The following is a 24,016-nucleotide window of genomic DNA, read 5'->3' on the forward strand; positions in this document are numbered from 1 at the left end:
TCATAGCGGCCGTCGGTTGGCTGCCCTCGTCCTGATAGCTCGCGCATCTTAGCAGGGTGCGCTGGCGACGAGCGGCGTTCGGCCGCTTGCCTTCCTGACTGATCAACTAGCGTTGATTGCGCGTGCGCGGTTCAGTGCTCGCGGGCTTTCTATTCTCTCGCGAGGCTGTCAACGGTGCCGGGCTGCCGCCTTCGCTCGGGGAGCATCCTTGTGCCCTAACCCGCGCGCTCACACCCGCCTACGGCAGTCAGCCCGCAATGACAGCAGGATTCTGCTGCATCTATAATCGCGCCAATGTCCAGAAACGAAAAAGCGGAGGAGAGCTGCTTCTAAGCGCTCGATCCTCCGCTTTGTCCCGTCGCCCGTGCCGGTCTTCCCGGCGGCTCCCTCTCCGAAGTAATCTTGTAAGAGCGATGGAGACGGGCCTGCCTAATGCAGTTTTATACAAAAAAAAAGGGCCGACCTCGTGAGAGATCGGCCCCTTGAGTCTTAGGAGAGGATGCCTGAAAGGCAGTTTCTAAATAGCACATCCGTTTTTTGCTGCAAGTGCGAAAAACGAAACTCGCTGATGCAAAAATGTAATTTAGATATAAGCCTTTGATCTAAAAGAGAAAAAATTTTCGCTGGAGGGGAAACTTTCTTCATCTCTCTCACCGCTGGGTTTTATCTCGCGCCCGCGAGAGGTCACGGAATCAACCGGGGATCGCCTCAAAGAAGCGAAAAAAATTCAAAGAAACCCGCCATTTTCTGATCATGGATGAGGGCGCCTTGCTCCTAGCTGAACATTGCAATCGAATGCAATGTCGCCCTTGTTCGCGAATCACCTGCCCGCTTCGACGATCAGATGTCGCCGCTGAAGGTGTCGCACTGGGCAGGGTCGCCGGAGTCGTAGCCCCGACGCAGCCAAGCCACGCGCTGGGCGCTGGTGCCGTGGGTGAAGCTGTCCGGCACCGGCCGGCGCCCGGCGTCCTTCTGCAGCGTGTCATCGCCGATCGCGGCGGCAGCGCGCAGGCCTTCCTCAAGATCGCCAGTTTCCATCAGACCGGTACGGCGTCCCCACACCCCTGCGTAGCAATCGGCTTGCAGCTCGATGCGGACCTGCAGCGCATTGGCTTGTGCTTCACCCACCTGCTGCTGCCTTTTGTTCACATCATCCAGCCGGCCCTCCAGATGCTGGACATGATGCGCGACTTCATGGGCGATCACATAGGCCTGGGCGAAGTCGCCCGGCGCGCCGAAGCGCTGCTGCAGTTCCCGGAAGAAATCCGTGTCGAGATAAATCTTCTCGTCGAGCGGGCAGTAGAATGGTCCCATGGCCGATTGCGCCGCCCCGCAGCCCGAGCGCCCGCTTTGCGCGTAGAAGGAGAGGATGGTGGGCTTGTAGGTCTGGCCACTCTGCCGGAAGAGATCGCCCCAAACCCGTTCGGTGGTGTTGAGCACCTTGAGCGAGAAGCTCTGCATCTGTGTCAGCTCTCCCTCCTGACCCGCAGGAGCGCCCTGTTCGGTCGCCGGCTGCGAGGTATCTCCGCCGGTCAGCAGCCCGCCACCGCTAAAGCTGATGAAGGCGAACACGGCGAGCGCGATTACCACCCCGCCGCAGCCGAAGCGGCTGCCGATCATCGGCAGCAACATGCCGAGCAGATTGCCGCCCCCGCCGCCGAAACCGCCCCCGCCGCCACGCTGGATCTCGTAGTTGCTGCTTTCCCGTTCGTCGTCGAGCCGCATTCTCGTCCCTTCCCCAGCGCGTGCTTGCATGATCACGCCATGATCGATGTGTCGGGAAATTCTCCCCGCTGCGACGGTGAAATGCAACAAGGCTAGGAACTATCCCAACGCCCCGGCAATTCTGTGGGGATCGCGACATCCGGTCCCCGCTCGGCGCTGGTGGACGGCCGGGGAATGGGATATTGCATCGCACCATGGATATGCCGACTCCGCGTCGCCGCGGCGGCCATGCGCCGCTCCCTTTGCCCGATCAGGTCGCGCTGGTCCTCCAGGGCGGAGGTGCGCTGGGGTCTTATCAGGCCGGCGTGATCGAGCGGCTGGCGGCGCTTGGCATCGGGATCGACTGGGTCGCGGGCATCTCCATCGGCGCCGTCAATGCCGCCATCATCGCCGGCAACACGGCCGATCAATGGGTGGCGCGTCTGACCGAGTTCTGGACTCTCGTCAGCAGCGGCCTGCCGAACATCTGCCTGCCCGAGGACGATCATCTGCGCGAGGGCGCACATCTCGCCGCCGCCGGCGCCGTGCTGCTCGGGGGCGTACCAGGTTTCTTCCGCCCGCATTTCTTGCAGCCCCTATGGGCACCGCCCGGAACGACGGAAGCGATCAGCTATTACGACACGGCGCCCTTGCGCGAGACACTGGACCGGCTGGTCGATTGGGACCGGGTCAATCACGGTCCCATGCGGTTTTCCATAGGCGCAGTGGATATCGAGAACGGCAATTTCGTCTATTTCGACAATCAGGATCCGCAATGGCGGGGCCGGATCGATGCCCGCCATGTCATGGCCTCCGGTGCCCTGCCGCCGGGCCTGCCGCAGGTGGAGATCGATGGACGCCATTATTGGGATGGCGGCCTGGTCTCCAATACCCCGCTCAGCCACGTGCTCGAGCATCAGTCCGGTGATCTGCTGATCTTCCAGGTCGATCTCTTCCCGGCGGAAGGGCCGCTGCCGCGGGAAATGAGCGATGTGTGGTCGCGACAGAAGGACATTCAATATTCCAGCCGCACCCGGCAGGTCACGGACCGCTTCCTGCGCGCCCGGCGCGAACATGAGGCGATCCGCGCGCTGCTGGATCGCTTGCCGCAGGACGTCGCCCAAACGCCCGAGGCGCGGCGGCTGGCGGGGATGATCGAAGAGGGATCGGTCAACATCATCCATCTCATCCACCGCCTGCGCGCCTGGCACAGCGGCGCGCGCGATTTCGAGTTTTCGCGCCGCACGATGCTGGATCATTGGGCGCAGGGCGATGCTGCCGTCGCCGCCGTGCTCTCGCACGGGACCCAGCTTATCGCGGAAAATATCGTCAGTGGCCGCAGCGCAACCTTCGACCTCGCGCTGACCGGTCAGATCAAGGAGAAGCAGGCATGAGTTTGAAGGGCAAGACAGCGCTGATCACCGGCTCCACATCAGGCATCGGCCTTGCTTATGCCAAGTCGCTGGCGGCCGAGGGCGTCAACCTCGTCATCAACGGCTTTGGCGATGCCGACGCCATCGAGAAGGAGCGGCTGGCCCTGGAACAGGCGAGCGGCGCGAAGGCGATCTATTCCGGCCATGATCTCACCAAGCCGGAGGAGATCGAGGCGATGATGGCGCAGGCGGCGGAGGCCTTTGGCTGTGTCGATATCCTCATCAACAATGCCGGCACCCAGCATGTCGCGCCGGTGGAGGAATTCCCGCTCGACAAGTGGAGCCTCATCATCAAGCTCAATCTGGAATCCGCCTTTCACACCACCCGGCTTGCCGTGCCCTATATGAAGCAGCGCAAATGGGGCCGGATCATCCAGACCGCCTCCGCGCACAGCCTCGTCGCCTCGCCGTTCAAGTCGGCTTATGTGACCGCCAAGCACGGCCTTGCCGGCTTCACCAAAACGATCGCGCTGGAACTGGCGACCTTTGGCATCACTGCCAATTGCATCTCGCCCGGCTATGTCTGGACGCCGCTGGTCGAGGGCCAGATTCCGGACACGATGAAAGCCCGCAACATGACGCGCGAGCAGGTCATCAACGATGTGCTGCTCGCCGGCCAGCCGACCAAGGAGTTCGTGACGGTGGAGCAGGTGGCCGCGATCGCGATGTTCCTCTGCTCGGATCCCGCGAGCAACATTACCGGCGCGAACATCAGCGTGGATGGCGGCTGGACCGCTGCCTGAGGGCTAGAATTACGACAGCTAGATAGAAGCGCGCAGGAGCACTATTCGCAAATCTAGCTGGGATGGGGGCACTTAGCCCCAACGTCCTTGGCCCCTCCCTGGGGGAGGGAGGGGCCGTCGGGGACTGTGGGAGAGTATCAGCGCCGTGGGAGAGTAACGCTGATGAAGACTGTATAGCCCCCACTTGTCACGAGACTTTGTCGCAATCGGCGGAGTTTGTATCAATGTGTCGCAGCCGGCGCGACGGGCTCAGTTGCCGCTGCCGCCCAGCACGTTGATCGTGAAGGCCAGTACGCCCAGATTGAAGACAAAGGCGGCGAGGCAGTGGATCGTCGCCACGCGCCGGACCGAGGTGGAGGTGACCGCCACGTCCGAGGTCTGGAACGTCATGCCCAGCGTGAAGCTGAAATAGACGAAATCCCAATAGGTCGGCTCCTTGGTGCCGGGAAAGTCGAAGCCGCGCGCATCCGCGCCGCCCTCGTCCTTCGCGTCGCCCTCGCTCCGCACATAGAACATATGGGCATAATGGAGGGCGTAGACCATGTTGGAGAAGATCCACGCCAGTGCCAGGGTCCCGATGACCAGAGCCATGGCCTCGACGCCGGGATCGTGCCTGTTCTCAAGTTCGGAGAAGATTGCGACGAGCACCACCAGCGAGACCGCGCCGGTTATCCCCAGCAGCAAGGTGCGATTGGCATCGTTCCGCGCAGCCGACTGGCGCATCTGATCCGGCCCGGCGCGGGCCAGCAAAGGCCAGACGGACAGCAGAAAGATACCGGCCGCCACATCGAATCCCGCCATCATGGCATGACGCCAGCCCAGAACCGGATGCAGCAGCGGCAGGCTGACAAGCAGGATCGCCGCAAAAGCGAGGAAGCGTATGGGCGCAAGGCGCCGTCCAAGGTCAAGAGCCATCGGTGCGACTATAGCGGACGAAATTGCCTGCCGAACCTTGTTTCTTCATCGGTAAGCGCCGGCGCGCATCGCCGGTCGGGGCTCACCAATCCGTGACTTTCCCGTTCTACAACGCAAGTCACGTCCAGGCCCTTCTGTGCACCAAAGTTAGGAACTTTAGCAGAGTCCGGCTTGGCCCCGCAGAACCCGGACGCGTCCAATAGCGACGCGCCCGCATTCTGCCGAGTGCAACCCGCGCCTCAGAGCTTGCTCGTCAGCTCCGGCACGATCTGGAACAGGTCGCCCACCAGTCCGACGTCAGCCACGTGGAAAATCGGCGCATCCTCGTCCTTGTTAATGGCGATGATGGTCTTGGAGTCCTTCATGCCGGCGAGGTGCTGGATGGCGCCGGAAATGCCGACGGCAATGTAGACGTCCGGCGCCACGATCTTGCCGGTCTGGCCAACCTGATAGTCATTGGGCACGAAGCCCGCGTCCACCGCCGCCCGCGAGGCGCCGACGGCGGCGCCGAGCTTGTCGGCCAGCGGCTCGATGAGCGCCTTGTAATTCTCGCCGCTGCCTACGCCACGACCGCCCGAAACGATCACCTTGGCGCTGGTCAGCTCGGGCCGCTCCGAGGCTGCAACCTCTGCGGACACGAAGCGCGCGGTGCCAGCATCGCCGGTGCCGGACACGGCCTCCATCGGGGCTGATCCGCCCTCGGGCGCCGCCTTGTCGAAGGCGGTGCCGCGCACGGTGATCACCAGCTTGGCGTCGCTCGTCTTCACCTGCGCGATGGCATTGCCGGCATAGATGGGGCGCGTGAACGTGTCCGGCCCGTCGACCCCAATGATGTCCGAAATCTGCATCACGTCGAGCAGCGCGGCGACGCGCGGCGCGATATTCTTGCCGGTGGTGGTGGCAGGCGCGAGGAAGGCGTCATGATGCCCCATGAGATCGACGATCAGCGGCGCGATATTTTCCGGCAGCTGATGCTCCAACGCGGCGTCATCGGCGAGATGGACCTTGCCCACGCCTGCGATCTTCGCCGCCTGCTCCGCCACCGCAGCGCAGCCCTTGCCCGCGACCAGCAGATGCACCTCGCCCAGCTTGGCGGCGGCGGTCACGACCGGCAGGGTCGCATCCTTGAGGGTGGCATTGTCATGCTCGACCAGAACCAGTGTCTTCATTATCCTGTCCCTTCATCCGCATCCCGCTCGCTTCGAGCGAAGTCGAGAAGCGTTGTGCGCGGCGTGTCTCGACTTCGCTCGACACGAACGGAAAAGTGATCGGTTGCTCAGGCGACCCCAAGCACCTTCAGCTTCTCGATCAGCTCATCCACGCTGTTCACCTTCACGCCCGCCTGCCGCTTGGCCGGCTCGGTCACCGTCAGCGTCGTCAGCCTCGGCGTCATGTCCACGCCGTAGTCGGCCGGCGTTTTCTGCGCGAGCGGCTTGGACTTGGCCTTCATGATGTTGGGCAGCGAGGCATAGCGCGGCTCGTTCAAGCGCAGGTCGGTGGTCACGATAGCCGGCAGCTTGAGCGCCACCGTTTCGAGGCCGCCGTCCACTTCGCGCGTCACATTCGCCGTCTCGCCCGAAACCTCTACCTTGCTGGCGAAGGTGCCCTGTGCCCAGCCGAGCAGCGCGGCGAGCATCTGGCCCGTCTGGTTGCTGTCATCGTCGATCGCCTGCTTGCCGAGGATCACCAGGCCCGGCTGCTCCTCATCGACAATCGCCTTCAGGAGCTTGGCCACCGCCAGCGGCTCGGCCACGCCCTCATGCGTGATCAGGATCGCGCGGTCCGCGCCCATGGCCAGCGCCGTGCGCAGTGTTTCCTGCGACTTCGCCTCGCCGATGGACACCGCGACGATCTCGGTCGCCACGCCTTTTTCCTTCAGGCGAATGGCTTCCTCGACGGCAATCTCGTCAAAGGGGTTCATGCTCAGCTTGACGTTGGCAAGGTCCACACCGGACCCGTCCGCCTTCACGCGCGGCTTGAGATTGTAATCGAGCACCCGCTTTACGGGGACGAGGATTTTCATCTGCGCTCTCCTTAAGACATTCAAATGTTAGTTGACGTTCACGTTAACGTCAACCGTGCGCGAGACTGGCGAATTCCGCCATGAGGGGTTGGAATTGCTCCATGGGCGGGAAGGTCTCGAAGCTGTGTCTGGCTTTCGTGACCGCCCAGGGTAGCGCTTCCGAGGTATAGGTTTCGAGGAAGGGTGGGTCCGTCGGCGGCGCGTCCAGCAAGGTCGTGCGCACGTTGACGATCTCGTCCATGCCGTCCGGCCGCGTGAACACCCAGCTCAGGCAATGATCGCAGAAGAAATGCCGGGTTGCCCCGTGCAATCCACCGATCACCGGCTCGCCGGCGATCACTTCGAAACTGGTCGAGAGATAGCAGCTGCTGAGCGAGAAGGCGCTCGCCGTCATAAGCTGGCAGCCGCGGCAGTGGCAGGCCGCCGTGAACAGCGGCGCCCCGGTCACCCGGAAGCGCAACTCGCCACAGCGGCAACCGCCTTCTGCCGCGCCTTGCATCAGGCCAGCGCCTTCACCTCGGCCACGATCTTCTTGGCGGCATCGCCCAGATCGTCGGCCGGCACGATGGCGAGGCCGGAATTGGCGAGGATTTCCTTGCCCTGCGCCACATTGGTGCCCTCGAGCCGCACGACCAGCGGCACCGAGAGATTCACTTCCTTGGCTGCCGCGACGATGCCTTCTGCGATGATATCGCAGCGCATGATTCCGCCGAAGATGTTGACCAGAATGCCCTTCACTGCCGGGTCGGAGAGGATGATCTTGAACGCCGCCGTCACCTTCTCCTTGGAGGCGCCGCCGCCCACATCGAGGAAGTTGGCCGGGAACATGCCGTTCAATTTGATGATGTCCATCGTCGCCATGGCAAGGCCCGCGCCGTTGACCATGCAGCCGATGTCGCCATCCAGCTTGATGTAGGCGAGGTCGTACTTGCTCGCTTCCAGTTCGGCGGGGTCTTCCTCGGTCTCGTCGCGCAATTCCATCAGGTCCGGGTGGCGGAACAGGGCATTGCCGTCGAAGCCGACCTTGGCGTCGAGCACCTGGATCTTGCCGCCGGCGATGGCGAGCGGGTTGATCTCGATCTGGCTGGCATCGGTGCCGAGGAACGCCTTGTAGAGCGCGCCGGCGACCTTGCTGGCCTGCTTGGCGAGATCACCGGAAAGCTCCAGCGCGGCAGCCACGCGGCGGCCATGATGCGGCATGAAGCCGGTCGCCGGGTCGATGGTGATGGTGTGGATCTTCTCGGGCGTGGAGTGCGCCACTTCCTCGATGTCCATGCCGCCCTCGGTCGAAGCGACCATGGCGATGCGGCCGCTGGCGCGGTCCACGAGGAGGGCGAGGTAGAATTCCTTTTCGATGTCGACGCCATCGGTGATGTAGAGGCGGTTGACCTGCTTGCCGGCCTCGCCGGTCTGGATCGTCACCAGCGTGTTGCCGAGCATGTCCTTGGCGTGCGCCTCGACTTCCTCGATCGTCTTGGCCAGCCGCACGCCGCCCTTGGCATCCGGACCGAGCTCCTTGAACTTGCCCTTGCCGCGCCCGCCGGCATGGATCTGCGCCTTCACCACATAGAGCGGGCCGGGGAGCGACTTGGCGGCCTCGACGGCTTCCGCCACGGTCAGCGCTGCATGGCCGGCGGGGACGGGGGCGCCAAATTTCGCGAGCAGTTCCTTGGCCTGATATTCATGAATGTTCATGGGTGCAGTATCCTGAGCCTGAGAAGAGGTTGGCCGCGCCATAGCCCAAGCCGACGCCGGCGTAACTTGCAAAGTTGCAAAATCGACGGTTCGGATATGCTAATTGCGCGTGGACCAGCGCGCCCTCGAAGCAGGGCGTAGCAAGTCGGATTGGCTGGAAGACGTCAGGTCTGTGCGTTAGATCGCGCAGCTAATAGCCGAGGCTGTTGCCGCCCGCAGGATTTCGGGGTCGCCCAGCGTACTCAGGTGGCGGACCATTTCGCTCACCGTCGTCCGGTTGGGGTCGATGCCGCGTCCATCGGTCAGCGTCGCGATCCGGCGAAGCTGCGCATTGCTCAGGCGATCCGTGAGGGTGCGCGCCATGCAGCCGGCCATCGGCTCGCTGAGGCCAGCGCGCACGAGCCCTGCGCGAATGCGACTTTCCGGCGTTGCGCAGCTGCTCAACAAAATGGCTGCGGGCAGGGCGAGGGCGGCAAGCGCGCGGGCGGAGGTGAGCTTCATGCGCGGGAGAGTAGCCGGCCAGAAGGCTCATGCCTAGAGCCTGCGTTTCGGCTGCTCTGTCTTGGCGCACAGGCGGGCGCAGCAACCTTGGTGTGCGTGCCTGCGTGCTGGTCAGCCCGGCCCCGACCGGTTACACATCCCCCGCATCCTCCCTGCTGGAATGCGCAATATGATCGAGATGTTTTTCACCCGTTTCGCCAGCCGCATGGCGAGCTGGACGGGCCAGCCATTCACCTTCGTTCTCGCCTTGAGCATCATCGTCATATGGGGGATCAGCGGGCCGATTTTTCAGTGGTCCGATACCTGGCAGCTGGTCATCAACACCGGCACGACGATCGTGACCTTCCTCATGGTGTTCCTGATCCAGAATGCCCAGAACCGCGATGCGAGCGCTATGCAGGTCAAGCTGGACGAGCTTATACGCGCCATTGAATCCGCGCAGAATGGCTATATCGGTATCGAGCATCTCACCGATGCGCAGATTTGTAGCCTGCGCGATGCCTTGGAGAAGGAAATCGACGCGGTGCCGGAATTGATCGCCCAGCGTCAGGTGGAGCTCAACAGGCTGATCGAGCGGCGCTGACAAAGCAAAACGGGCGCCATTCGGGCGCCCGTTTTATGTGGAGGACTGAGCGCTTAGCTCGGCATGGCCTGTGGATCGACCGGCCAGGGATGGGCCTTTGCGGGCTTCGAAACGTCCGGCGACGCCGAAGCACTGGCTTGTGCCTCGTCGGACGACAGCGATTTGCCGATCCCCTGCCGGGCCGTATCCGTCTCGGACGTCTGGCGATGTTCCGCCAGCTTGTCCTTGAGCTCCTGAGCGCGCTTGCGCGCGCGATCCTTGTACGGCTCGAGGCGTCCCTCATCGTTCATCTTCTTGAGCTTCGAGCCGATGAAGGCGGCGACCGCTCCATAGAAAAATGTTTTCAGCATGATGCTCTCCTGATTTGCAAAATGTTGCGAAGCACGTTTGCGTTGGCCGGTGAGGCCTTAACGGCAGCGCACCTCGCCACGTTCGATCGCCCGACCGGCCACGGCGCCACCGGCAGCGCCGATGATCGTGCCGATTGTCTTGCTGCCGCCGGGCGCAATGATGTTGCCGAGAACGCCACCGGCAAGGCCGCCGATGATTGCGCCCCGCGTACCGTCCGGCTTGCGGCAATAGTAGCCGCCTCGGTCGTCCCGGTAGATCGGGTCATTGGCGCCCAGCACATAGCCATCATTGTTCGAGGCGTAGCCGGGGCCGCCGCCAAGTCCCATATCGCTGCACCCTGCGAGGGTCATGGTCGCGGCTGCGAGCGCGATGGCCGGTGTGCGAAATCCTGCGAAAGTCATGTCCTTGCCTTTCTGATCGTCCTGCCCTTGTTGGCAGAGATAACGGCTGGAAGGCGAGGTCGTTCCGAGGGCTCGCAGAACCTGTCCTGCCGTGCGCTCGCGGGCCGGATCAGCTCAGGCGATGTTCCAGCGTCACCTCGGCATTGAGCAGCTTCGAGACCGGGCAGGTCTTCTTCGCCTCTTCCGCGATCCGCGCAAACTCATCCGGGTCGATGCCGGGGACGGTGGCTTCCAGCACCAGGTCCGAGCGGGTGATCGTAAAGCCGCCGTCGCCCTGTTCGAGCTTGACCGAAGCCTTGGTGTCGAGCGACCCGTCCGCATAGCCGGCGCGCTCCAGCGCGAAGGAGAGCGCCATGGTGAAGCAACCGGCATGGGCCGCCGCGATCAGCTCCTCGGGATTGGTGCCTGGCTCATCGCCGAACCGCGTGCCAAAGCCATAGGGCTGTTCCTTGAGTACGCCGGATTGGGTGGTGAGGCGGCCTTTGCCGGCCTTGCCCATGCCTTCATATTGAGCCGATGCTGTCCGGGTGGTCATATGCTGTCTCCTTGAACGCGTTGCGCAATATCGTTGAACGAACGCCCCCCGCGCTCGGTTGCCTAAAGGGCGGCGTGCCAGATCGTACCATCTTTGCTGGAGGATTTGGCGACAATGCATGGAGGCGGGGCGTCGCCCGCCAAAGATATGGGCCGGAGACGCCATGCGCTCCGGCCCATATGGGATCGATTGAGTGGACGATGCCCGCTCCTTACTGGCAGGCGAGAGTGCCGAGCCGGAACGTGCCGATGATCCGGGGGATCATTGGCAGGCGAGGCACTCGTCATAATCGGTGGACTCGCCCAGCTCGATCTTCTTGAGCTCGGCTGTGTTGTCCGCCTCGACGCCGCCTGCGAAGCCGGCGCGCTGGATGGACTTGGAGCGCAGATAATAGAGCGACTTCACGCCCAGCTCCCAGGCGCGGAAGTGGAGCATCAGCAGATCCCACTTCTCCACGTCGGCCGGGATGAACAGGTTCAAGGACTGCGCCTGATCGATGAACGGCGCGCGGTCGGCGGCCAGCTCGAGCAGCCAGCGCTGGTCGATCTCGAAGCTGGTCTTGAACGTGTCCTTCTCTTCCTGGGTCAGGAAGTCGAGATGCTGCACGCTGCCGCCCTTCTCGAGGATCGAGTTCCACACATTGGTCGAATCCTTGGACTTCGCCGCGAGGATCTTCTCGAGATAGGGGTTCTTGACGATGAAGCTGCCCGAGAGCGTCTTGTGCGTGTAGATATTCGCCGGGATCGGCTCGATGCACGCCGAGGTGCCGCCGCAGATGATGCTGATCGACGCGGTGGGGGCGATCGCCATCTTGCAGGAGAAGCGCTCCATCACGCCCTGATCGGCCGCGTCGGGGCAGGGGCCGCGCTCTTGCGCCAGCACCATCGAGGCCTCGTTTGCCTTGGCGTTGATATGCTTGAAGATGCGCAGGTTCCAGCTCTTGGCCATGGCGCCTTCGAACGAGATGCCGCGCGCCTGCAGGAAGCTGTGGAAGCCCATGACGCCGAGGCCAACGGACCGCTCGCGGCCGGCGGAATATTTGGCGCGGGCCATCTCGTCCGGTGCGCGGTCGATATAATCCTGCAGCACATTGTCGAGGAAGCGCATGACGTCCTCGATGAACATCTTGTCGCCGTTCCACTCATCCCAGGTTTCCAGGTTGAGCGACGAAAGGCAGCACACGGCGGTGCGATCCTCGCCGAACTGGTCCTTGCCGGTCGGCAGGGTGATTTCCGAGCAGAGGTTGGAGGTGGAGACCTTCAGGCCCACGTCGCGATGATGCTTGGGCATCATCCGGTTCACCGTGTCCGAGAAGACGATATAGGGCTCGCCGGTCGCCAGCCGCGTCTCGACCAGCTTCTGGAAGAGCGAGCGGGCGTCGACGGTGGCGCGCACGCTGCCGTCCTTGGGGCTCCGTAGCTGGAACTCGGCGCCCTCGCGCACCGCTTCCATGAACTCATCGGTGATAAGCACGCCATGATGCAGGTTGAGCGCCTTGCGGTTGAAGTCGCCCGATGGCTTGCGAATTTCGAGGAACTCCTCGATCTCCGGGTGCGAGACGTCCAGATAGCAGGCCGCCGAGCCGCGCCGCAGCGAGCCCTGGCTGATCGCGAGGGTGAGCGAATCCATCACGCGGACGAAGGGAATGATGCCGCTGGTCTTGCCGTTCAGGCCGACCGGCTCGCCGATGCCGCGCACGCTGCCCCAATAGGTGCCGATGCCGCCACCGCGCGAGGCGAGCCAGACATTCTCGTTCCAGGTGTTGACGATGCCTTCCAGGCTGTCATCCACGCTGTTGAGATAGCAGGAGATGGGCAGGCCGCGCCCGGTGCCGCCATTGGAGAGCACGGGCGTCGCGGGCATGAACCACAGCTTGGAGATATAATCGTAGATGCGCTGGGCGTGCGCCTCATCGTCGGCATAAGCCGCCGCGACGCGCGCGAACAGATCCTGATAGGATTCGCCGGGCAGCAGATAGCGATCCTTGAGCGTCTCCTTGCCGAACTCCGTCAGCAGGGCATCGCGCGTGGAATCGGTCACCACATCGAAGCGGCGGGCGTCGATGGTGTTCGATGCTGCCGCCTTCTTGGGCGCCTTTTCAGGCGCATCGCCTGTCCGCACAGTCTCCATGATGCCCTCGCTGGCCAGCGTTGCTTCTGCCAAACCTTCCGCCTGCAAATCCCGAAACTCCATGATTCAACCCCCAATGTTCTTGCTTCGTTCGGTTTCGTCAAGCCTTGGCCGGAGAGACCTCAAATTCGGATGTCGGCGGGACCTTCCGCCGGATTACACGCCTTGGCGCGCTATCCAGAACATCACGAAGCACAATCTATAGCGTAGCCCCCGGACCCCTAACACTATTGATAGTGCCACAGATGATTGCGGATGCAAGGTATAATGGTGATCGCGGCGGCGCATTTCATCGATGAAATGACTCGGTTGGGCGACGTCGGCTTATGTTGCAGTGCAGCGACGCGCGGTCCTGCGCGGGCTCGCCGGAAAGCAAGCGCAGAAAGCGGGCCGGAAAAATAAAGATGTGGAAAAGGCCGGCCACCGCGACGCGCCTGGCGATGCGCACCGAAACGCGTGCCGTCGTGATGCTGGCAAATCCACCGAGGCCGCCTTATGGATCGGTCGAAGAGTCAGGCATAGAGGATTGTCGGCATGTCCCAAGGCATCATCATGATCATCGGCGCAGTCGCGCTCATCATTCTGCTGGTGTGGGTTTTCCGGTCACGATTCGGAGCGGCGGACCATATCGACACCTCGGCCACCGCCGTGGGCGCGGTGACGGAAGCGGCACGCAACATCGCCGAAGAGGTCGCGCATAAGTTCGAGGGCAAGTCGGAGCCGCAGACGGCCGCAGCCGCGACGACACCGATCCCGGATGACTCCCTCGCAGCCCCGGCCCCGGCGGCGACAACGCCCAACGCCATCGGCATTCCTGCCGCCGTGGGCGCACCGGACAATCTGCGCCTGCTCAAGGGCGTCGGCCCAAAGCTGGCTACGCTGCTGACGGAGCTCGGGATTACCCGCTTCGACCAGATCGCCGCCTGGAACGCGGCGGACATTGCAACGGTCGATGCCAATCTGGGCACCTTCAAGGGCCGCATCGTGCGCGACAATTGGGTGGAGCAGGCCGGCTTCCTGGCGCGCGGCGACACTGCCGGCTTCGAGGCGCGGTTCGGCAAGCTGGACGGCCCCGGCAACAGTTGAACGGACCCCCATTCTGACCGATCATCCTTCCAAGGCGGCGCCCGGCGTCGCGGCGCCCGGCGCGTCTGCACCGTCGCATCTTCGGCTCGGCCATGTCCTGCTGCTGGCCGCGCTGACGGCGACCTTGCCGGCCGCCATCGAAGGCGTGTCGCCCGCCTTGCCGGCCATTGCGAGCGGCCTTGGGGCAGACCCCACTCATATGCCGACGGCGATGAGCGCGTTCGTGATCAGCTTCGCTATCGCGCAGCTGCTGGGCGGCATGTGCGCGGATGCGCTGGGCCGCCGGCCGGTTGTTATCGGCGGGTTGCTGCTATTTACGCTGGCGGGCCTGTTGGGTGCATTTGCGGAGAGCTTCCCGATGCTGCTCGCGGCTCGTGCGCTGCAGGGCGTCGGCGCAGCCGCAGCGGTGCTGCTGGCCCGCACGATGGTCCGCGATCAGCTTGGCCGGGAGGAGGCCGCACGCGCTCTGGCGCTGATCGGCATCATCATGGGGTTCACCCCGGCGCTGGCGCCACTCATCAGCGGCGTTCTGGTGGCGACAGGCGGCTGGCGTGCGCCCCTGGTGGCACTGGCCGTGATGGGCGGCGTGCTAGTCATCGTGACGACCCTGCGCTTGCCGGAAACGCTGGCGCGCGAAGAGCGGCTCCCCTTTGATCTGCGCGCCTTGTTCCGCACCCTCTCAGGCCTTGCCCGGTCGCGCGCGTTGATGGCCTACATCATCGCGAACGCCTTTGCTTACAGCGGCATCCTGCTGTTTTCTTCCGCCGCGCCGCAAGTCATCATCGACTATCTCGGCGTCTCGGCCGCCGGCTATGCGGCAATGCTCTCGCTGGCGACGGCCGGGTTCATCGCCGGCAATTTCCTATCCTATCGTCTCGTCCGTCGCCTGGGCGTGGATGGCACCTTGCGGGTCGGCGTGCTGTTTCAGGCGGCCGGGCCGCTGCTCATGCTGCTCGCCGTCTCTGCCTGGCCGCACATATGGGTCGCGCTGGTGATCCCGCAGATGCTCTACACCATGGGTTGGGGCATCGTGCAGCCGCAGACGCAGGCGGGCGCCTTGTCCACCCATCCGCACAGCATCGGTCAGGCCTCGGCCTTGCTGGGCTTCGTCCAACTGGCGCTGGCCGGCCTGATCGTGGCGATTTTCTCGCGCGTGACGGCGGGAGAGCCGGCTTCGCTCGCTCTGGCCCTGATGGTTTGCGGCGGCATGGCGACGGCCTGCGCCTGGCATCTGGTGCCGCGCCAACGCGCCTGAGCCGTCAGGCTGCGATGGTGAGCGGCGCAGCCAGCGGCGGCTGGTAGATCAGTTCGATGACGCCCCAATGCTGGCCCGTAATGGAGAGCGGCGCCACCACCTGTTTGAACAGCCCGCTTCTGCCCTGCGCCAGCGGGCGGCGACTGGTCCGCACGGTGAACGGCCGGGTCGTCCGTGCCAGTGCGCGCATGTGGGGCGCATTGAGCATCTGCCCCTGCTGGCCCTGATCGCTCGCTGGCTCCAAGGCTGCGGAGAGTTGCTCCGCCCCCTGCACGGGGAGAGCGAGCGTGCAAAAGGCGTTGCGATCGAGGCAGTTGAACCCAACCAGACCCGGCAACTGCCGCGCACCCTCCCGCCAGCCTACCGCGATCCGCTCGATCAGGGGCTGGGCAGGATGGCTGAACAGCGTCGGATTGCTGCCCGCCAGTGGCTCATAATCCTCCGTGAAGATCTGATCGGCCGTGATCTCGCCGGCTGCGATGGCCTCCTCGACGGCAGAGGCCATGGCCGCCGCCGCTTCGGACGCAAAGCGGATATAAGGCGAATCCGGGATGTCGACGCCGCTTTCGGCCAGATACTGGAGCAGCTGGTTGGTGTCCTCGCTCACGTCGATGACGCGCGTAGATAGCCGCTGGAGGCCGATGGCATTGTCGATGGAGGCATCGGCAAGGTCGGAGAGGCCGGTGCGGATTTCGCCGACCGAGCCGAGGATAGCGTGGATGTTGGCCGACACCGCCTCGCTATTGCCGGAGAGGCCGAGGATGAGATCCCGCAACCGCGCGACCAGCGCGGCGATCTCGCCCGAGGCGGCGTGGGCGCCATTGGCCTTTTCCGCGCCTTGAGCGATTCGATCGAGCATGGTCTGCGCTTCGCTGCGCAATTCGCGGATCGATCCTTCGATCTGCTGCGTGGCGAGGGCCGTCTCCTGCGCCAGCTTCTTCACTTCCGCCGCCACCACCGCGAAACCCCGTCCGGCGTCGCCGGCGCGGGCGGCCTCGATTGCGGCGTTGAGCGCCAGCAAATTAGTCTGGCCGGCAATGCCGCTGATCACCTTGCTGGTGTCGCTCACGCTGGCAAGGGCGAGATTGAACCCATCCAGCCGCTCGTGAATGCGGGAGACCTGATCGATCAGATCCAGCACATTCTGCGAGGCTGAGGCAAGCTGCGTGCTCGAATCATCGACCACCTTGCGCGCGGTGCTGGCCTGCGCGCGGGCCTGATCGGCATTGGCGCCTACGTCATCGCCCATCTGGCCGAGCGCGATCGCGGCATCTTCGAGCGTTTCGAGCATGGACGCCTGATCGGTCACGCGGTCGGCCAGCTCGGCAATGTCCACCTGCAGGTCGAGCGTGCGCAAGCCGAGCGCGCCGGTATGCTCGGCGACATGCAAGATCGTCGTTTCCAGCCGGTTCGTCATGTTCACGCGCTTTTGTCTCCCGCTCGACGGGCGGTTTAGGAACAAGCGGTTAAAATGACGTTGTGCAGTGCGGTATTAGTGGCGCGCCGCCTTAACCTCGGGCGCCGAGCAGCGCCAGCACCACCGCGCTCACCACCAGCAGCAGGCCGATCACTTCGCTCCGGCGCAGGCGCTCGCGCAGATAGAAATGCGCAAAGCTGAGCGTGAAGACGACCTCGCTCTGGCCGACGATCCGCACCAGCGCCACCGGCGCGGTCGCAAAGCCGGTGAACCAGCAGGCCGAGCCAAGCGCGGACAGAAAGCCGACCTGCCCCGAGACGCGCCATGTCTCGAACACCCTCCGCACCTGTTCTGGTTCTCGCCACAGCAGGTAGCCGCCCTGCATCACCGTCTGCAGCGCAACGGTGATGACCAGCACCGTCAGTGCGGCCGAAATGGGGTCGGGCGTGGTTACGTCCATCGTCGCGCGCCGAATGGCAATCGCCGTGAGCGCGAAGAAGAAGCCGGACGCGATGCCGTAGCGCGCGGCGGGCTGGCCGAGCGCCCGCAGAAAATCGCCCGCGCTCATTCGCTTGCCCCCGGTAGAGAGCAGCATGACGCCCACCACGCCAATGGCGATGCCGATCCAGGCCAGCAGGCTCAGTGTCTCGCCCAGCAGCAGAATGGAGAGCAGCGCGCCCTGTGCAGCTTCCGTCTTGGAGTAGGCCGTGCCGACGACGAAATTGCGATGATGGAAGGCCATCAGCAGCAGATTCGTCGCCAGTATCTGCGCCAGTCCACCCAATGCGCTGTAGATGACGGTGGCGCTGGAGAAGGCTGGGAACAGCCCGTCCCTCAGCAGGGCGTGATATCCCAGCATCAGCGCTGCTGCGAAGGGCAGGCCGTAGAGATAGCGCACCAGCCCGGCGGCATTGACGGACATCATCTGCCCGACGCGCCGCTGCACGGCCGTCCGCCACGCCTGCAGCAGGCCGGCCAGCAGCGTCGCCGGCAGCCAGATCGGCGAAGAAATCAACGCTGCGCTCTATGCCGGGTCAGGTTCATGCCTTCTCCAGCAGGCCTTCCCGGGCGATCTTCTCCTGCCAGACGAGCGGCGCGAGCTGGTGGACGTTGTTGCCTTCGCTATCCACCGCGACGGTGACCGGGAAGTCCTGCACCTCGAACTCGTAGATCGCTTCCATGCCCAGATCCTCGAAGCCGACCACCTTGCTACCCTTGATCGCCCGCGCGACGAGATAGGCCGCGCCGCCGACCGCCATCAGATAAGCGCTCTTGGCGTCCTTGATCGCCTCGGTCGCCGCAGGGCCGCGCTCGGCCTTGCCGACGCAGGCGAGCAGGCCCTGATCGAGCATCATCCGCATGAACTTGTCCATGCGGGTCGCGGTCGTCGGGCCAGCCGGGCCGACCACTTCCTCGCCGACCGGATCGACAGGGCCGACATAATAGATGACGCGACCCTTGAACTCGACCGGAAGTTGCTCGCCGCGCGCCAGCATGTCCTGAATGCGCTTGTGGGCGGCGTCGCGGCCGGTGAGCATCTTGCCGTTGAGCAGCAGGCGGTCGCCCTGCTTCCAGCTCTGCACCACCTCGGGCGTGAGCGTGTTCAGGTCGATGCGCTTGGCTTCCGCGCTCGGCTTCCAGTCCACCTTGGGCCACTCATCGAGCTTGGGCGCTTCCAGATAGGCGGGGCCGGAGCCATCCAGCGAGAAATGCGCGTGGCGGGTCGCGGCGCAATTGGGGATCATCGCCACCGGCTTGCCCGCCGCATGGCAGGGCGCGTCGAGGATCTTGACGTCAAGGATCGTGGCAAGCCCGCCCAGACCCTGGGCGCCGATGCCGAGCGCATTCACCTTGTCGAAAATCTCGATGCGCAGCGCCTCGATATCCGTCTGCGGCCCGCGCGCCTTGAGGCTCGCCATGTCGATCTGCTCCATCAGCGCCTTCTTGGCGAGGTGGACGCAATGCTCGGCCGTGCCGCCGATGCCGATGCCGAGCATCCCGGGCGGGCACCAGCCGGCGCCCATTTGCGGCAGCATTTCAAGCACCCAGTCGACGATATTGTCAGCCGGGTTCATCATCTTGAACTTGGACTTGTTCTCGCTGCCGCCGCCCTTGGCCGCGACATCGACATGGACATGATGGCCCGGCACCATTTCGACATGTAGCACGCAGGGCGTGTTGTCCTTGGTGTTCCGCCGCGTGAAGGCGGGGTCGGCCAGCACGGATGCGCGCAGCTTGTTCTCGGGGTTGAGATAAGCGCGGCGCACCCCCTCGTCGACGACCTCCTGCAGCGACTTGCTGGTGTCGTCGAGGCGGCAATCCATGCCCCATTTCACGAACACGTTGACGATGCCGGTATCCTGGCAGATCGGGCGATGGCCCTCGGCGCACATGCGGCTGTTGGTGAGGATCTGCGCAATGGCGTCCTTGGCGGCCGGGCCTTGCTCGGCTTCATAGGCGGTGCCCAGCGCGCGGATATAATCCATCGGGTGATAGTAGCTGATGAACTGAAGCGCATCGGCGACGCTTTCGATCAGGTCGGCGGTCTTGATGGTCACGGTCATGGCGCGCGTGAGACTCCCGGCAAATGGCAAGGACAGGCGGTTTGGATGCCGCGCGCTATACGCCTTTGCCCTGCGCAGGCAAGCGCTCGACGCCGTTGCGGTGCGGGCCGATCCGCGCAATAACCGCTCAGCGGCGCGCTCATGACGCCGCGGGCAGGAAGGATGCATCTATGTTCCGGATCATCGGCTATATCGTCGTCGGCCTCATCGTTGGCGTCTTCGCGCGCTTCTTCTATCCCGGCGCCGTGAACCTCGGCTGGATCGCCACGATCCTGCTCGGCATTGGCGGTGGCATCATCGGCGGCTTCGTCGCGGGGCTGATGGATGGCAAAAGCGGCAACTTCCGCCCGGTCGGCTTCATCGGCTCCGTGCTCGGTGGGATGCTGCTGATCTTCATCGTGCGATCATTGAGCTAGGCGCGGTCAAGCCTAGGAACCGCCTTGTATTCCTGTGAAAACAGGAACCCAGGGCACAACCGTTGTCCCCCGCCGCCCTGGGCTCCTGCTTCCGCAGGAGCACCGCGTCATCGGTAAGGGGGTAACGCCGATTATTCGGCCGCGCTCGAACTGTTAAGTGGCGCAAACAGGGGCAGCGCGGCCACGTCATCCGGCGCAAGGGTGAGCCCGAAGACATCCGCCAGGGCCACGCGATACTCTTCCGGCGTGGTCATTTCGCGCACCTCGCGAATAGGCCCACGCGCGATGGACAGATCACGCTCGGTCAGCGCGGCAAAGCCGTCGGGCAGGACGATGCTGACAATGTGCAGGGTCGTAAAGCGCGAGGCCGCACGCGTGGAGGTCCAGTGGTTGCACTGCTCCAGATCGATGGGTGCCACCGGATCGAGGTGAAACGCATATTGCGGTTGCCAGTCGTCGGTCTCCACGCTACGCCCGTCGGTGGAGGCCGTCGGGCCGGCACGCTCCAGCAGCCATTCGCCGAGGACGTCGCCGGGCTGGCCGATCCGGCGCAAGCGATGGCTGGCTCCGTCGGGCGTCGTGGCCTCGGCGCCGTCCTGCAAGGGCAGGGGCGGCACGAAACTGCCGCCAAATCCGGCATCGGCCACCCAAGGCTGGCCTTCGATCTCAAGCAGCAACAGAATATGCGTGCGCGGCGGGATGTCGCCGGGCGCTGCGCCGAGCAACACCCGCGCGAGCAGCGGCCTGGCCGGCAGGCCAAGCGTGCCCAGCATGTCGGCAAACAGCCGGTTGTGCTCGAAGCAATAGCCGCCGCGTCGCCGGGTGACGAGCTTGTCGAACACGCTGTCCCCGTCGATCAGGATCGGGCGGCCCAGGCGGACATCCAGATTCTCGAACGCGATGCGCCGGCGCTGCGCCGCCTGAAGAATGGCGAGGCCCTCCGCATCGGGTGTCGGCGCGGACTCAAGGCCGAGGCGGGCCAGATAGGCGTCGAGGCGGGCGGCGGCGGTCATGGCAGGCTCGCCCCGGTCAGGCCGCGTCGAGGCTATCGAGCGCCTCGCTGGCTTCCATCCAGCTCTGTTCGGCCTGTTCAATGGCGCCGTCGAGCTTGGCGCGCCGCTGCATCAGTTCGCTCATCGTCCGGTCCTTTTCCTGCGGCCCAGCCTTTGCCGGATCGAACAGGGCGAGATCGATCCGCGAGCGCTCGGCGGTGAGATCGGCCAGCGCTTTCTCTGTCTTCTTCACGGCCGCCTGCAGCGCCTTGTAGCGCTCCCGTGCCTGGGCATTCGCGCGGCGATCGGCCTTGCGGTCGTTCTTGGACCCGCTCTCCTTCGCCGGGGCACTGGCACCGCGCCCGAGAACGAAGTCGGTATAATCCTCAAGGCTGCCGTCAAAAGGCTGGGCCAGTCCGCTATCGACCAGCACCAGCCGGTCGGCGACCAGCTCGATCATGTGCCGGTCGTGGCTGACGATCACCACCGCGCCGGAATAGCTGTTGAGCGCCTGCACCAGAGCCTCGCGGCTATCGACGTCGAGGTGGTTGGTCGGCTCGTCGAGGATCAGCAGGTGCGGCGCGTGGCGGGTGATCAGCGCCAACGCCAGCCGCGCGCGTTCGCCGCCGGAGAGCGACCCGACCTTCTGGGTCGCTCTTATGCCCGAAAAGCCGAACCGGCCGAGTTGCGCGCGCACCGCGCCGGGGGTGGCCCCCTTCATCTGCCGGGTCATGTGCTCGAGCGGTGTGTCTTCCGTATCCAGCTCTTCCACCTGATATTGGGTGAAATAGCCGACGTTCATCTTGCCCGAGGCGTTCATCGCGCCTTCCATGGCCGGCAACTGCGCGGCCAGTAGCCGGGCCAGCGTCGTCTTGCCGTTGCCGTTCTTGCCGAGCAGCGCGATGCGGTCATCGGGGTCGATGCGCAGATTGAGGCGCTGGAGGATCGGGGTCTCATTGTATCCGACCGACGCCATGTCGAGCGTGATGAGCGGCGGGCGTAGCGCTTCGGGATCGGGAAAGTCGAAGGAGAGGCTGGGGTCTTCCAGCGCAGCGGCGATTGGCTGCATCTTGGCCAGGGCCTTGGCCCGTGATTGCGCCTGCTTGGCCGTGCTGGCCCGGGCGCTGTTGCGCGCGACATAATCCTGCAGCTTGGCACGCTCCGCCGCCTGCTTCTCGCGGGCCGATTCGAGCTGGGCGAGCCGCTCGGCGCGCTGCCGTTCGAACGCGTCATAGCCACCCGGATAAAGGGTGATCTTGCCGCCCTCCAGATGCAGGATGTGGTCCACCACATTGTTGAGCAGGTCGCGCTCGTGGCTGATGACGAGCACCGTGCCGCGATATTCCTTGAGGAAGCTCTCCAGCCACAAGGTCGCTTCGAGGTCGAGGTGGTTGGATGGCTCGTCGAGCAGGAGCAGGTCCGGCTCGGAGAAGAGCAGCGCGCCCAGCGCGACGCGCATCTTCCACCCGCCCGAGAAGCTGTCGAGCGGCCGGTTCTGCATCTCTTCATCGAAGCCGAGGCCCGTGAGGATGCGACCCGCGCGCGCGGGCGCGGTGTAGGCATCGATGGCGATCAGGCGATCGTGCAGGTCGCCCAGCCGGTCCGGGTCTTCGCATGTCTCGCTCTCCACCAGCAGCGCCGCGCGCTCGGTATCGGCAGCGAGCACGGTCTCGAACGGCGTGGCGCTGCCGCTCGGGGCTTCCTGCGCGATATAGCCCAGCCGCGTGTCACGGGGCATGTCGACCGATCCACCATCTGGGTCGAGTTCGCCGATGATCGTTTTCATCAGGGTGGACTTGCCGGCGCCATTGCGGCCGATCAGGCCGACCCGCGACCGCGGCGGCAGGGCGGCGCTCGCGGCATCGAGAATGACACGGCCGCCCAGCCGCACGGTGATATCATTGATGGTCAGCATGGCGCGCCGTTAGCACAAGCGCAGCGCAGGTCGCCCGGAAAATTCTGACCGCCGGCCGTGTTTGCCGATCTAGCCGGTCCGCGCGGCCGTCTCCGTATCCCCCTCGCCGGGGCCAACGCAGTAGAAACAGAGCTTGTTGCCATCGAGATCCCGCACATAGGCGGCGTAGAAGGCCTGACTCCCATCGGCACTGCGCAGACCCGGCGGGCCTTCGTCCCCCCCGCCCATCTCGATGGCCTTGCCATGCAATCGCCGCACCTTCTCCCGCGTGCGCTGGCCCATGGCGACCATCGCCCCGTTTCCGGGAGTCGCCGGCCCGCCATTGAAGGGCTTGGCGACGCCGAACATCGGTTTGCTCCAGCTGGCGCCCCAGGCCGCGATATGCGGCAGCTCCAGCAACCGCCGGATGCCGACACTGCCGAACAGCGCATCATAGAAGGCCATGGCGCGCTGCAGGTCATTGGTGCCCACCGTCGTGTAGCCGATCATGGGTGCCTCTCTGCCGGGATGGACCGCTTGCCCGACTCAACGCCGCGCGAACCAGCGGCTCCATACAGTAGAATTCGGCTGGTGCTAACCGGTCCCGCTCCACGCTAGTTCTGCCGCCCCGAATTGAAACGCTTCGCATGGGCGGGTCCCTCTCGCACCGCAGGGCGACCGAGGCTGTCAGCCCTGCTCGTCTCCCTTGCAGGCGCCGACCCGCTTGGCATCTACTGTCATCTTCATCGTCATCTCGCCTGCGGCGTCCCCGCCTTGGGCCTTTGAGGCCATTTCCATCCGGTAGCGGTCGGGGGCATATTCGCCGTCCATCTTCATTTCCATGCGGCCCTGCGCGCCGCCATCGCATTTGAGTAGCGCGGAAATCTTACCATTTTTCATCGTGAAGTGATCATATTTGCAGCTCTTGTCGTGCTCGCCAGTGAAAAAGGCCTTCTGCTCCTTCACATCCTCTTCGGTCACGCAACTGGTGAAGCTTCGCCCGGCGCCCATCTGCGCCTTCATGTGATCACGCGCTTCGGCCGGCAGACCGGGCATCTCGATCTCCTGCACCGTCATCTGGCCTTCCCACCGGCCGGGGCTGACCATGACGCCATCGCCGCCGGCAGCCGCCACTTGCTGCTGCACTTCCTCGGGCGTCGCGTTGGTCGCCGAAACATCCGGGCCGCTATCGCAGCCGGAGAGGACAAGAAGGGTAGGGGTGATCAGAAAAACGGCGCGCATGGGCATATCCTCGTCGCAAGGCCCGGCACCTGTGTGTCCAAGCTCGTCCGGCCGGTGATGGCGCTTTAGCCTCCGCAGGGCAAGCTCGAGAACGGCACGACGGACGGATCGGCGGCAAAAGCCTGATTGACGCTCA

24 protein-coding genes are annotated in these 24,016 nt (G+C 64.5%); 6 read left to right on the top strand and 18 right to left on the bottom strand.

The features are described from left to right. Nucleotides 1–840 precede the first annotated feature (840 nt). Entirely contained in the window at nt 841–1,725 is an 885-nt protein-coding gene (locus M2339_RS02145) for a neutral zinc metallopeptidase (protein WP_264587649.1), read from the bottom strand. 194 nt (nt 1,726–1,919) lie between these two features. Here M2339_RS02145 and M2339_RS02150 point away from each other — a divergent pair, with 194 nt between their 5' ends. Both M2339_RS02150 and M2339_RS02155 read left to right on the top strand, forming a co-directional pair. Beyond that, complete coding sequence (locus M2339_RS02150) at nt 1,920–3,098, top strand: patatin-like phospholipase family protein (RefSeq protein WP_264587648.1); 1,179 nt, start codon at nt 1,920–1,922, stop codon at nt 3,096–3,098. Next, on the top strand, nt 3,095–3,880 hold the full coding sequence (locus M2339_RS02155; protein WP_264587647.1) for a 3-hydroxybutyrate dehydrogenase: 786 nt from the start codon (nt 3,095–3,097) through the stop codon (nt 3,878–3,880). The genes M2339_RS02150 and M2339_RS02155 overlap by 4 nt, the downstream gene beginning before the upstream one ends. 249 nt (nt 3,881–4,129) lie before the next feature. Here the strand turns inward: M2339_RS02155 and M2339_RS02160 are convergent, their stop codons facing one another. From M2339_RS02160 to M2339_RS02185, 6 genes are all read right to left on the bottom strand, one after another. Continuing rightward, nucleotides 4,130–4,795, bottom strand: coding sequence for a DUF1345 domain-containing protein (locus M2339_RS02160; RefSeq protein WP_264587646.1), 666 nt, complete (start codon nt 4,793–4,795; stop codon nt 4,130–4,132). Between the two features lie 239 nt (nt 4,796–5,034). Continuing rightward, nucleotides 5,035–5,964 carry an electron transfer flavoprotein subunit alpha/FixB family protein gene (locus M2339_RS02165; protein ID WP_264587645.1) on the bottom strand — a complete coding sequence of 310 codons (930 nt, stop codon included), beginning with the start codon at nt 5,962–5,964 and terminating at the stop codon, nt 5,035–5,037. A gap of 107 nt (nt 5,965–6,071) precedes the next feature. After that, a complete protein-coding gene (locus M2339_RS02170; RefSeq protein ID WP_264587644.1) occupies nt 6,072–6,818 on the bottom strand; it encodes an electron transfer flavoprotein subunit beta/FixA family protein in 747 nt (248 codons plus the stop codon). Between the two features lie 49 nt (nt 6,819–6,867). Then, entirely contained in the window at nt 6,868–7,317 is a 450-nt protein-coding gene (locus tag M2339_RS02175) for a GFA family protein (RefSeq protein WP_264587643.1), read from the bottom strand. Then, the gene (sucC, locus tag M2339_RS02180) at nt 7,317–8,513 is read right to left on the bottom strand and encodes an ADP-forming succinate--CoA ligase subunit beta (protein WP_181560330.1); all 1,197 of its coding nucleotides are present in this window, start codon (nt 8,511–8,513) and stop codon (nt 7,317–7,319) included. The genes M2339_RS02175 and sucC overlap by 1 nt, the downstream gene beginning before the upstream one ends. A 177-nt stretch (nt 8,514–8,690) precedes the next feature. Continuing rightward, nucleotides 8,691–9,014, bottom strand: coding sequence for a hypothetical protein (locus M2339_RS02185; protein ID WP_264571028.1), 324 nt, complete (start codon nt 9,012–9,014; stop codon nt 8,691–8,693). A gap of 172 nt (nt 9,015–9,186) precedes the next feature. Here M2339_RS02185 and M2339_RS02190 point away from each other — a divergent pair, with 172 nt between their 5' ends. Further along, nucleotides 9,187–9,597: a low affinity iron permease family protein gene (locus M2339_RS02190; RefSeq protein WP_181561484.1), complete on the top strand. Its 411-nt coding sequence runs from the start codon at nt 9,187–9,189 to the stop codon at nt 9,595–9,597. 53 nt (nt 9,598–9,650) lie between these two features. On the opposite strand, the gene M2339_RS02195 is transcribed toward M2339_RS02190, so the two are convergent. The 4 genes from M2339_RS02195 to M2339_RS02210 form a co-directional block, all read right to left on the bottom strand. Then, on the bottom strand, nt 9,651–9,947 hold the full coding sequence (locus M2339_RS02195; protein WP_264587642.1) for a hypothetical protein: 297 nt from the start codon (nt 9,945–9,947) through the stop codon (nt 9,651–9,653). Between the two features lie 57 nt (nt 9,948–10,004). Beyond that, nucleotides 10,005–10,349, bottom strand: coding sequence for a glycine zipper 2TM domain-containing protein (locus M2339_RS02200; RefSeq protein WP_181560327.1), 345 nt, complete (start codon nt 10,347–10,349; stop codon nt 10,005–10,007). A gap of 109 nt (nt 10,350–10,458) precedes the next feature. Then, the gene (locus tag M2339_RS02205) at nt 10,459–10,884 is read right to left on the bottom strand and encodes an OsmC family protein (RefSeq protein WP_264571026.1); all 426 of its coding nucleotides are present in this window, start codon (nt 10,882–10,884) and stop codon (nt 10,459–10,461) included. A 261-nt stretch (nt 10,885–11,145) separates the two neighbouring features. Then, on the bottom strand, nt 11,146–13,014 hold the full coding sequence (locus tag M2339_RS02210; protein WP_181561483.1) for a ribonucleoside-diphosphate reductase subunit alpha: 1,869 nt from the start codon (nt 13,012–13,014) through the stop codon (nt 11,146–11,148). Between the two features lie 534 nt (nt 13,015–13,548). Between M2339_RS02210 and M2339_RS02215 the strand changes: the two genes are divergently transcribed. Next, nucleotides 13,549–14,100, top strand: a complete 552-nt coding sequence (locus M2339_RS02215) for a hypothetical protein (protein ID WP_264587641.1) — start codon at nt 13,549–13,551, stop codon at nt 14,098–14,100. Nucleotides 14,101–14,203: 103 nt separating this feature from the next. Further along, on the top strand, nt 14,204–15,355 hold the full coding sequence (locus M2339_RS02220) for a Bcr/CflA family efflux MFS transporter (protein WP_264606474.1): 1,152 nt from the start codon (nt 14,204–14,206) through the stop codon (nt 15,353–15,355). Between the two features lie 4 nt (nt 15,356–15,359). Here the strand turns inward: M2339_RS02220 and M2339_RS02225 are convergent, their stop codons facing one another. The 3 genes from M2339_RS02225 to M2339_RS02235 form a co-directional block, all read right to left on the bottom strand. Then, the gene (locus M2339_RS02225; RefSeq protein ID WP_319801030.1) at nt 15,360–16,772 is read right to left on the bottom strand and encodes a methyl-accepting chemotaxis protein; all 1,413 of its coding nucleotides are present in this window, start codon (nt 16,770–16,772) and stop codon (nt 15,360–15,362) included. Nucleotides 16,773–16,863: 91 nt separating this feature from the next. Further along, complete coding sequence (locus M2339_RS02230) at nt 16,864–17,787, bottom strand: EamA family transporter (protein ID WP_264587640.1); 924 nt, start codon at nt 17,785–17,787, stop codon at nt 16,864–16,866. Nucleotides 17,788–17,812: 25 nt separating this feature from the next. Next, a complete protein-coding gene (locus M2339_RS02235; protein WP_264587639.1) occupies nt 17,813–19,336 on the bottom strand; it encodes a fumarate hydratase in 1,524 nt (507 codons plus the stop codon). A 170-nt stretch (nt 19,337–19,506) separates the two neighbouring features. Between M2339_RS02235 and M2339_RS02240 the strand changes: the two genes are divergently transcribed. Continuing rightward, a complete protein-coding gene (locus M2339_RS02240) occupies nt 19,507–19,752 on the top strand; it encodes a GlsB/YeaQ/YmgE family stress response membrane protein (RefSeq protein WP_264587638.1) in 246 nt (81 codons plus the stop codon). A gap of 131 nt (nt 19,753–19,883) precedes the next feature. Here the strand turns inward: M2339_RS02240 and M2339_RS02245 are convergent, their stop codons facing one another. The 4 genes from M2339_RS02245 to M2339_RS02260 form a co-directional block, all read right to left on the bottom strand. Further along, nucleotides 19,884–20,765: an arylamine N-acetyltransferase family protein gene (locus tag M2339_RS02245; protein WP_264587637.1), complete on the bottom strand. Its 882-nt coding sequence runs from the start codon at nt 20,763–20,765 to the stop codon at nt 19,884–19,886. Between the two features lie 16 nt (nt 20,766–20,781). After that, entirely contained in the window at nt 20,782–22,659 is a 1,878-nt protein-coding gene (locus tag M2339_RS02250; RefSeq protein WP_264587636.1) for an ABC-F family ATP-binding cassette domain-containing protein, read from the bottom strand. Between the two features lie 69 nt (nt 22,660–22,728). Then, a complete protein-coding gene (locus M2339_RS02255; RefSeq protein WP_264587635.1) occupies nt 22,729–23,148 on the bottom strand; it encodes a VOC family protein in 420 nt (139 codons plus the stop codon). A 177-nt stretch (nt 23,149–23,325) separates the two neighbouring features. Beyond that, nucleotides 23,326–23,880, bottom strand: a complete 555-nt coding sequence (locus tag M2339_RS02260; protein WP_264587634.1) for a DUF3617 domain-containing protein — start codon at nt 23,878–23,880, stop codon at nt 23,326–23,328. Nucleotides 23,881–24,016: the final 136 nt, after the last annotated feature.

This window comes from Sphingobium sp. B2D3C, assembly GCF_025961835.1.
Classification (GTDB): Bacteria; Pseudomonadota; Alphaproteobacteria; order Sphingomonadales; family Sphingomonadaceae; genus Sphingobium.

What these genes read in the sequence shown, in the direction of transcription:
- M2339_RS02145 (WP_264587649.1), bottom strand. Translation starts at nt 1,725, where the DNA reads ATGCGGCTCGACGACGAACGGGAAAGCAGCAACTACGAGATCCAGCGT.
- M2339_RS02150 (WP_264587648.1), top strand. Translation starts at nt 1,920, where the DNA reads ATGGATATGCCGACTCCGCGTCGCCGCGGCGGCCATGCGCCGCTCCCT.
- M2339_RS02155 (WP_264587647.1), top strand. Translation starts at nt 3,095, where the DNA reads ATGAGTTTGAAGGGCAAGACAGCGCTGATCACCGGCTCCACATCAGGC.
- M2339_RS02160 (WP_264587646.1), bottom strand. Translation starts at nt 4,795, where the DNA reads ATGGCTCTTGACCTTGGACGGCGCCTTGCGCCCATACGCTTCCTCGCT.
- M2339_RS02165 (WP_264587645.1), bottom strand. Translation starts at nt 5,964, where the DNA reads ATGAAGACACTGGTTCTGGTCGAGCATGACAATGCCACCCTCAAGGAT.
- M2339_RS02170 (WP_264587644.1), bottom strand. Translation starts at nt 6,818, where the DNA reads ATGAAAATCCTCGTCCCCGTAAAGCGGGTGCTCGATTACAATCTCAAG.
- M2339_RS02175 (WP_264587643.1), bottom strand. Translation starts at nt 7,317, where the DNA reads ATGCAAGGCGCGGCAGAAGGCGGTTGCCGCTGTGGCGAGTTGCGCTTC.
- sucC (WP_181560330.1), bottom strand. Translation starts at nt 8,513, where the DNA reads ATGAACATTCATGAATATCAGGCCAAGGAACTGCTCGCGAAATTTGGC.
- M2339_RS02185 (WP_264571028.1), bottom strand. Translation starts at nt 9,014, where the DNA reads ATGAAGCTCACCTCCGCCCGCGCGCTTGCCGCCCTCGCCCTGCCCGCA.
- M2339_RS02195 (WP_264587642.1), bottom strand. Translation starts at nt 9,947, where the DNA reads ATGCTGAAAACATTTTTCTATGGAGCGGTCGCCGCCTTCATCGGCTCG.
- M2339_RS02200 (WP_181560327.1), bottom strand. Translation starts at nt 10,349, where the DNA reads ATGACTTTCGCAGGATTTCGCACACCGGCCATCGCGCTCGCAGCCGCG.
- M2339_RS02205 (WP_264571026.1), bottom strand. Translation starts at nt 10,884, where the DNA reads ATGACCACCCGGACAGCATCGGCTCAATATGAAGGCATGGGCAAGGCC.
- M2339_RS02210 (WP_181561483.1), bottom strand. Translation starts at nt 13,014, where the DNA reads ATGGAGACTGTGCGGACAGGCGATGCGCCTGAAAAGGCGCCCAAGAAG.
- M2339_RS02215 (WP_264587641.1), top strand. Translation starts at nt 13,549, where the DNA reads ATGTCCCAAGGCATCATCATGATCATCGGCGCAGTCGCGCTCATCATT.
- M2339_RS02225 (WP_319801030.1), bottom strand. Translation starts at nt 16,772, where the DNA reads ATGACGAACCGGCTGGAAACGACGATCTTGCATGTCGCCGAGCATACC.
- M2339_RS02235 (WP_264587639.1), bottom strand. Translation starts at nt 19,336, where the DNA reads ATGACCGTGACCATCAAGACCGCCGACCTGATCGAAAGCGTCGCCGAT.
- M2339_RS02240 (WP_264587638.1), top strand. Translation starts at nt 19,507, where the DNA reads ATGTTCCGGATCATCGGCTATATCGTCGTCGGCCTCATCGTTGGCGTC.
- M2339_RS02245 (WP_264587637.1), bottom strand. Translation starts at nt 20,765, where the DNA reads ATGACCGCCGCCGCCCGCCTCGACGCCTATCTGGCCCGCCTCGGCCTT.
- M2339_RS02250 (WP_264587636.1), bottom strand. Translation starts at nt 22,659, where the DNA reads ATGCTGACCATCAATGATATCACCGTGCGGCTGGGCGGCCGTGTCATT.
- M2339_RS02255 (WP_264587635.1), bottom strand. Translation starts at nt 23,148, where the DNA reads ATGATCGGCTACACGACGGTGGGCACCAATGACCTGCAGCGCGCCATG.
- M2339_RS02260 (WP_264587634.1), bottom strand. Translation starts at nt 23,880, where the DNA reads ATGCGCGCCGTTTTTCTGATCACCCCTACCCTTCTTGTCCTCTCCGGC.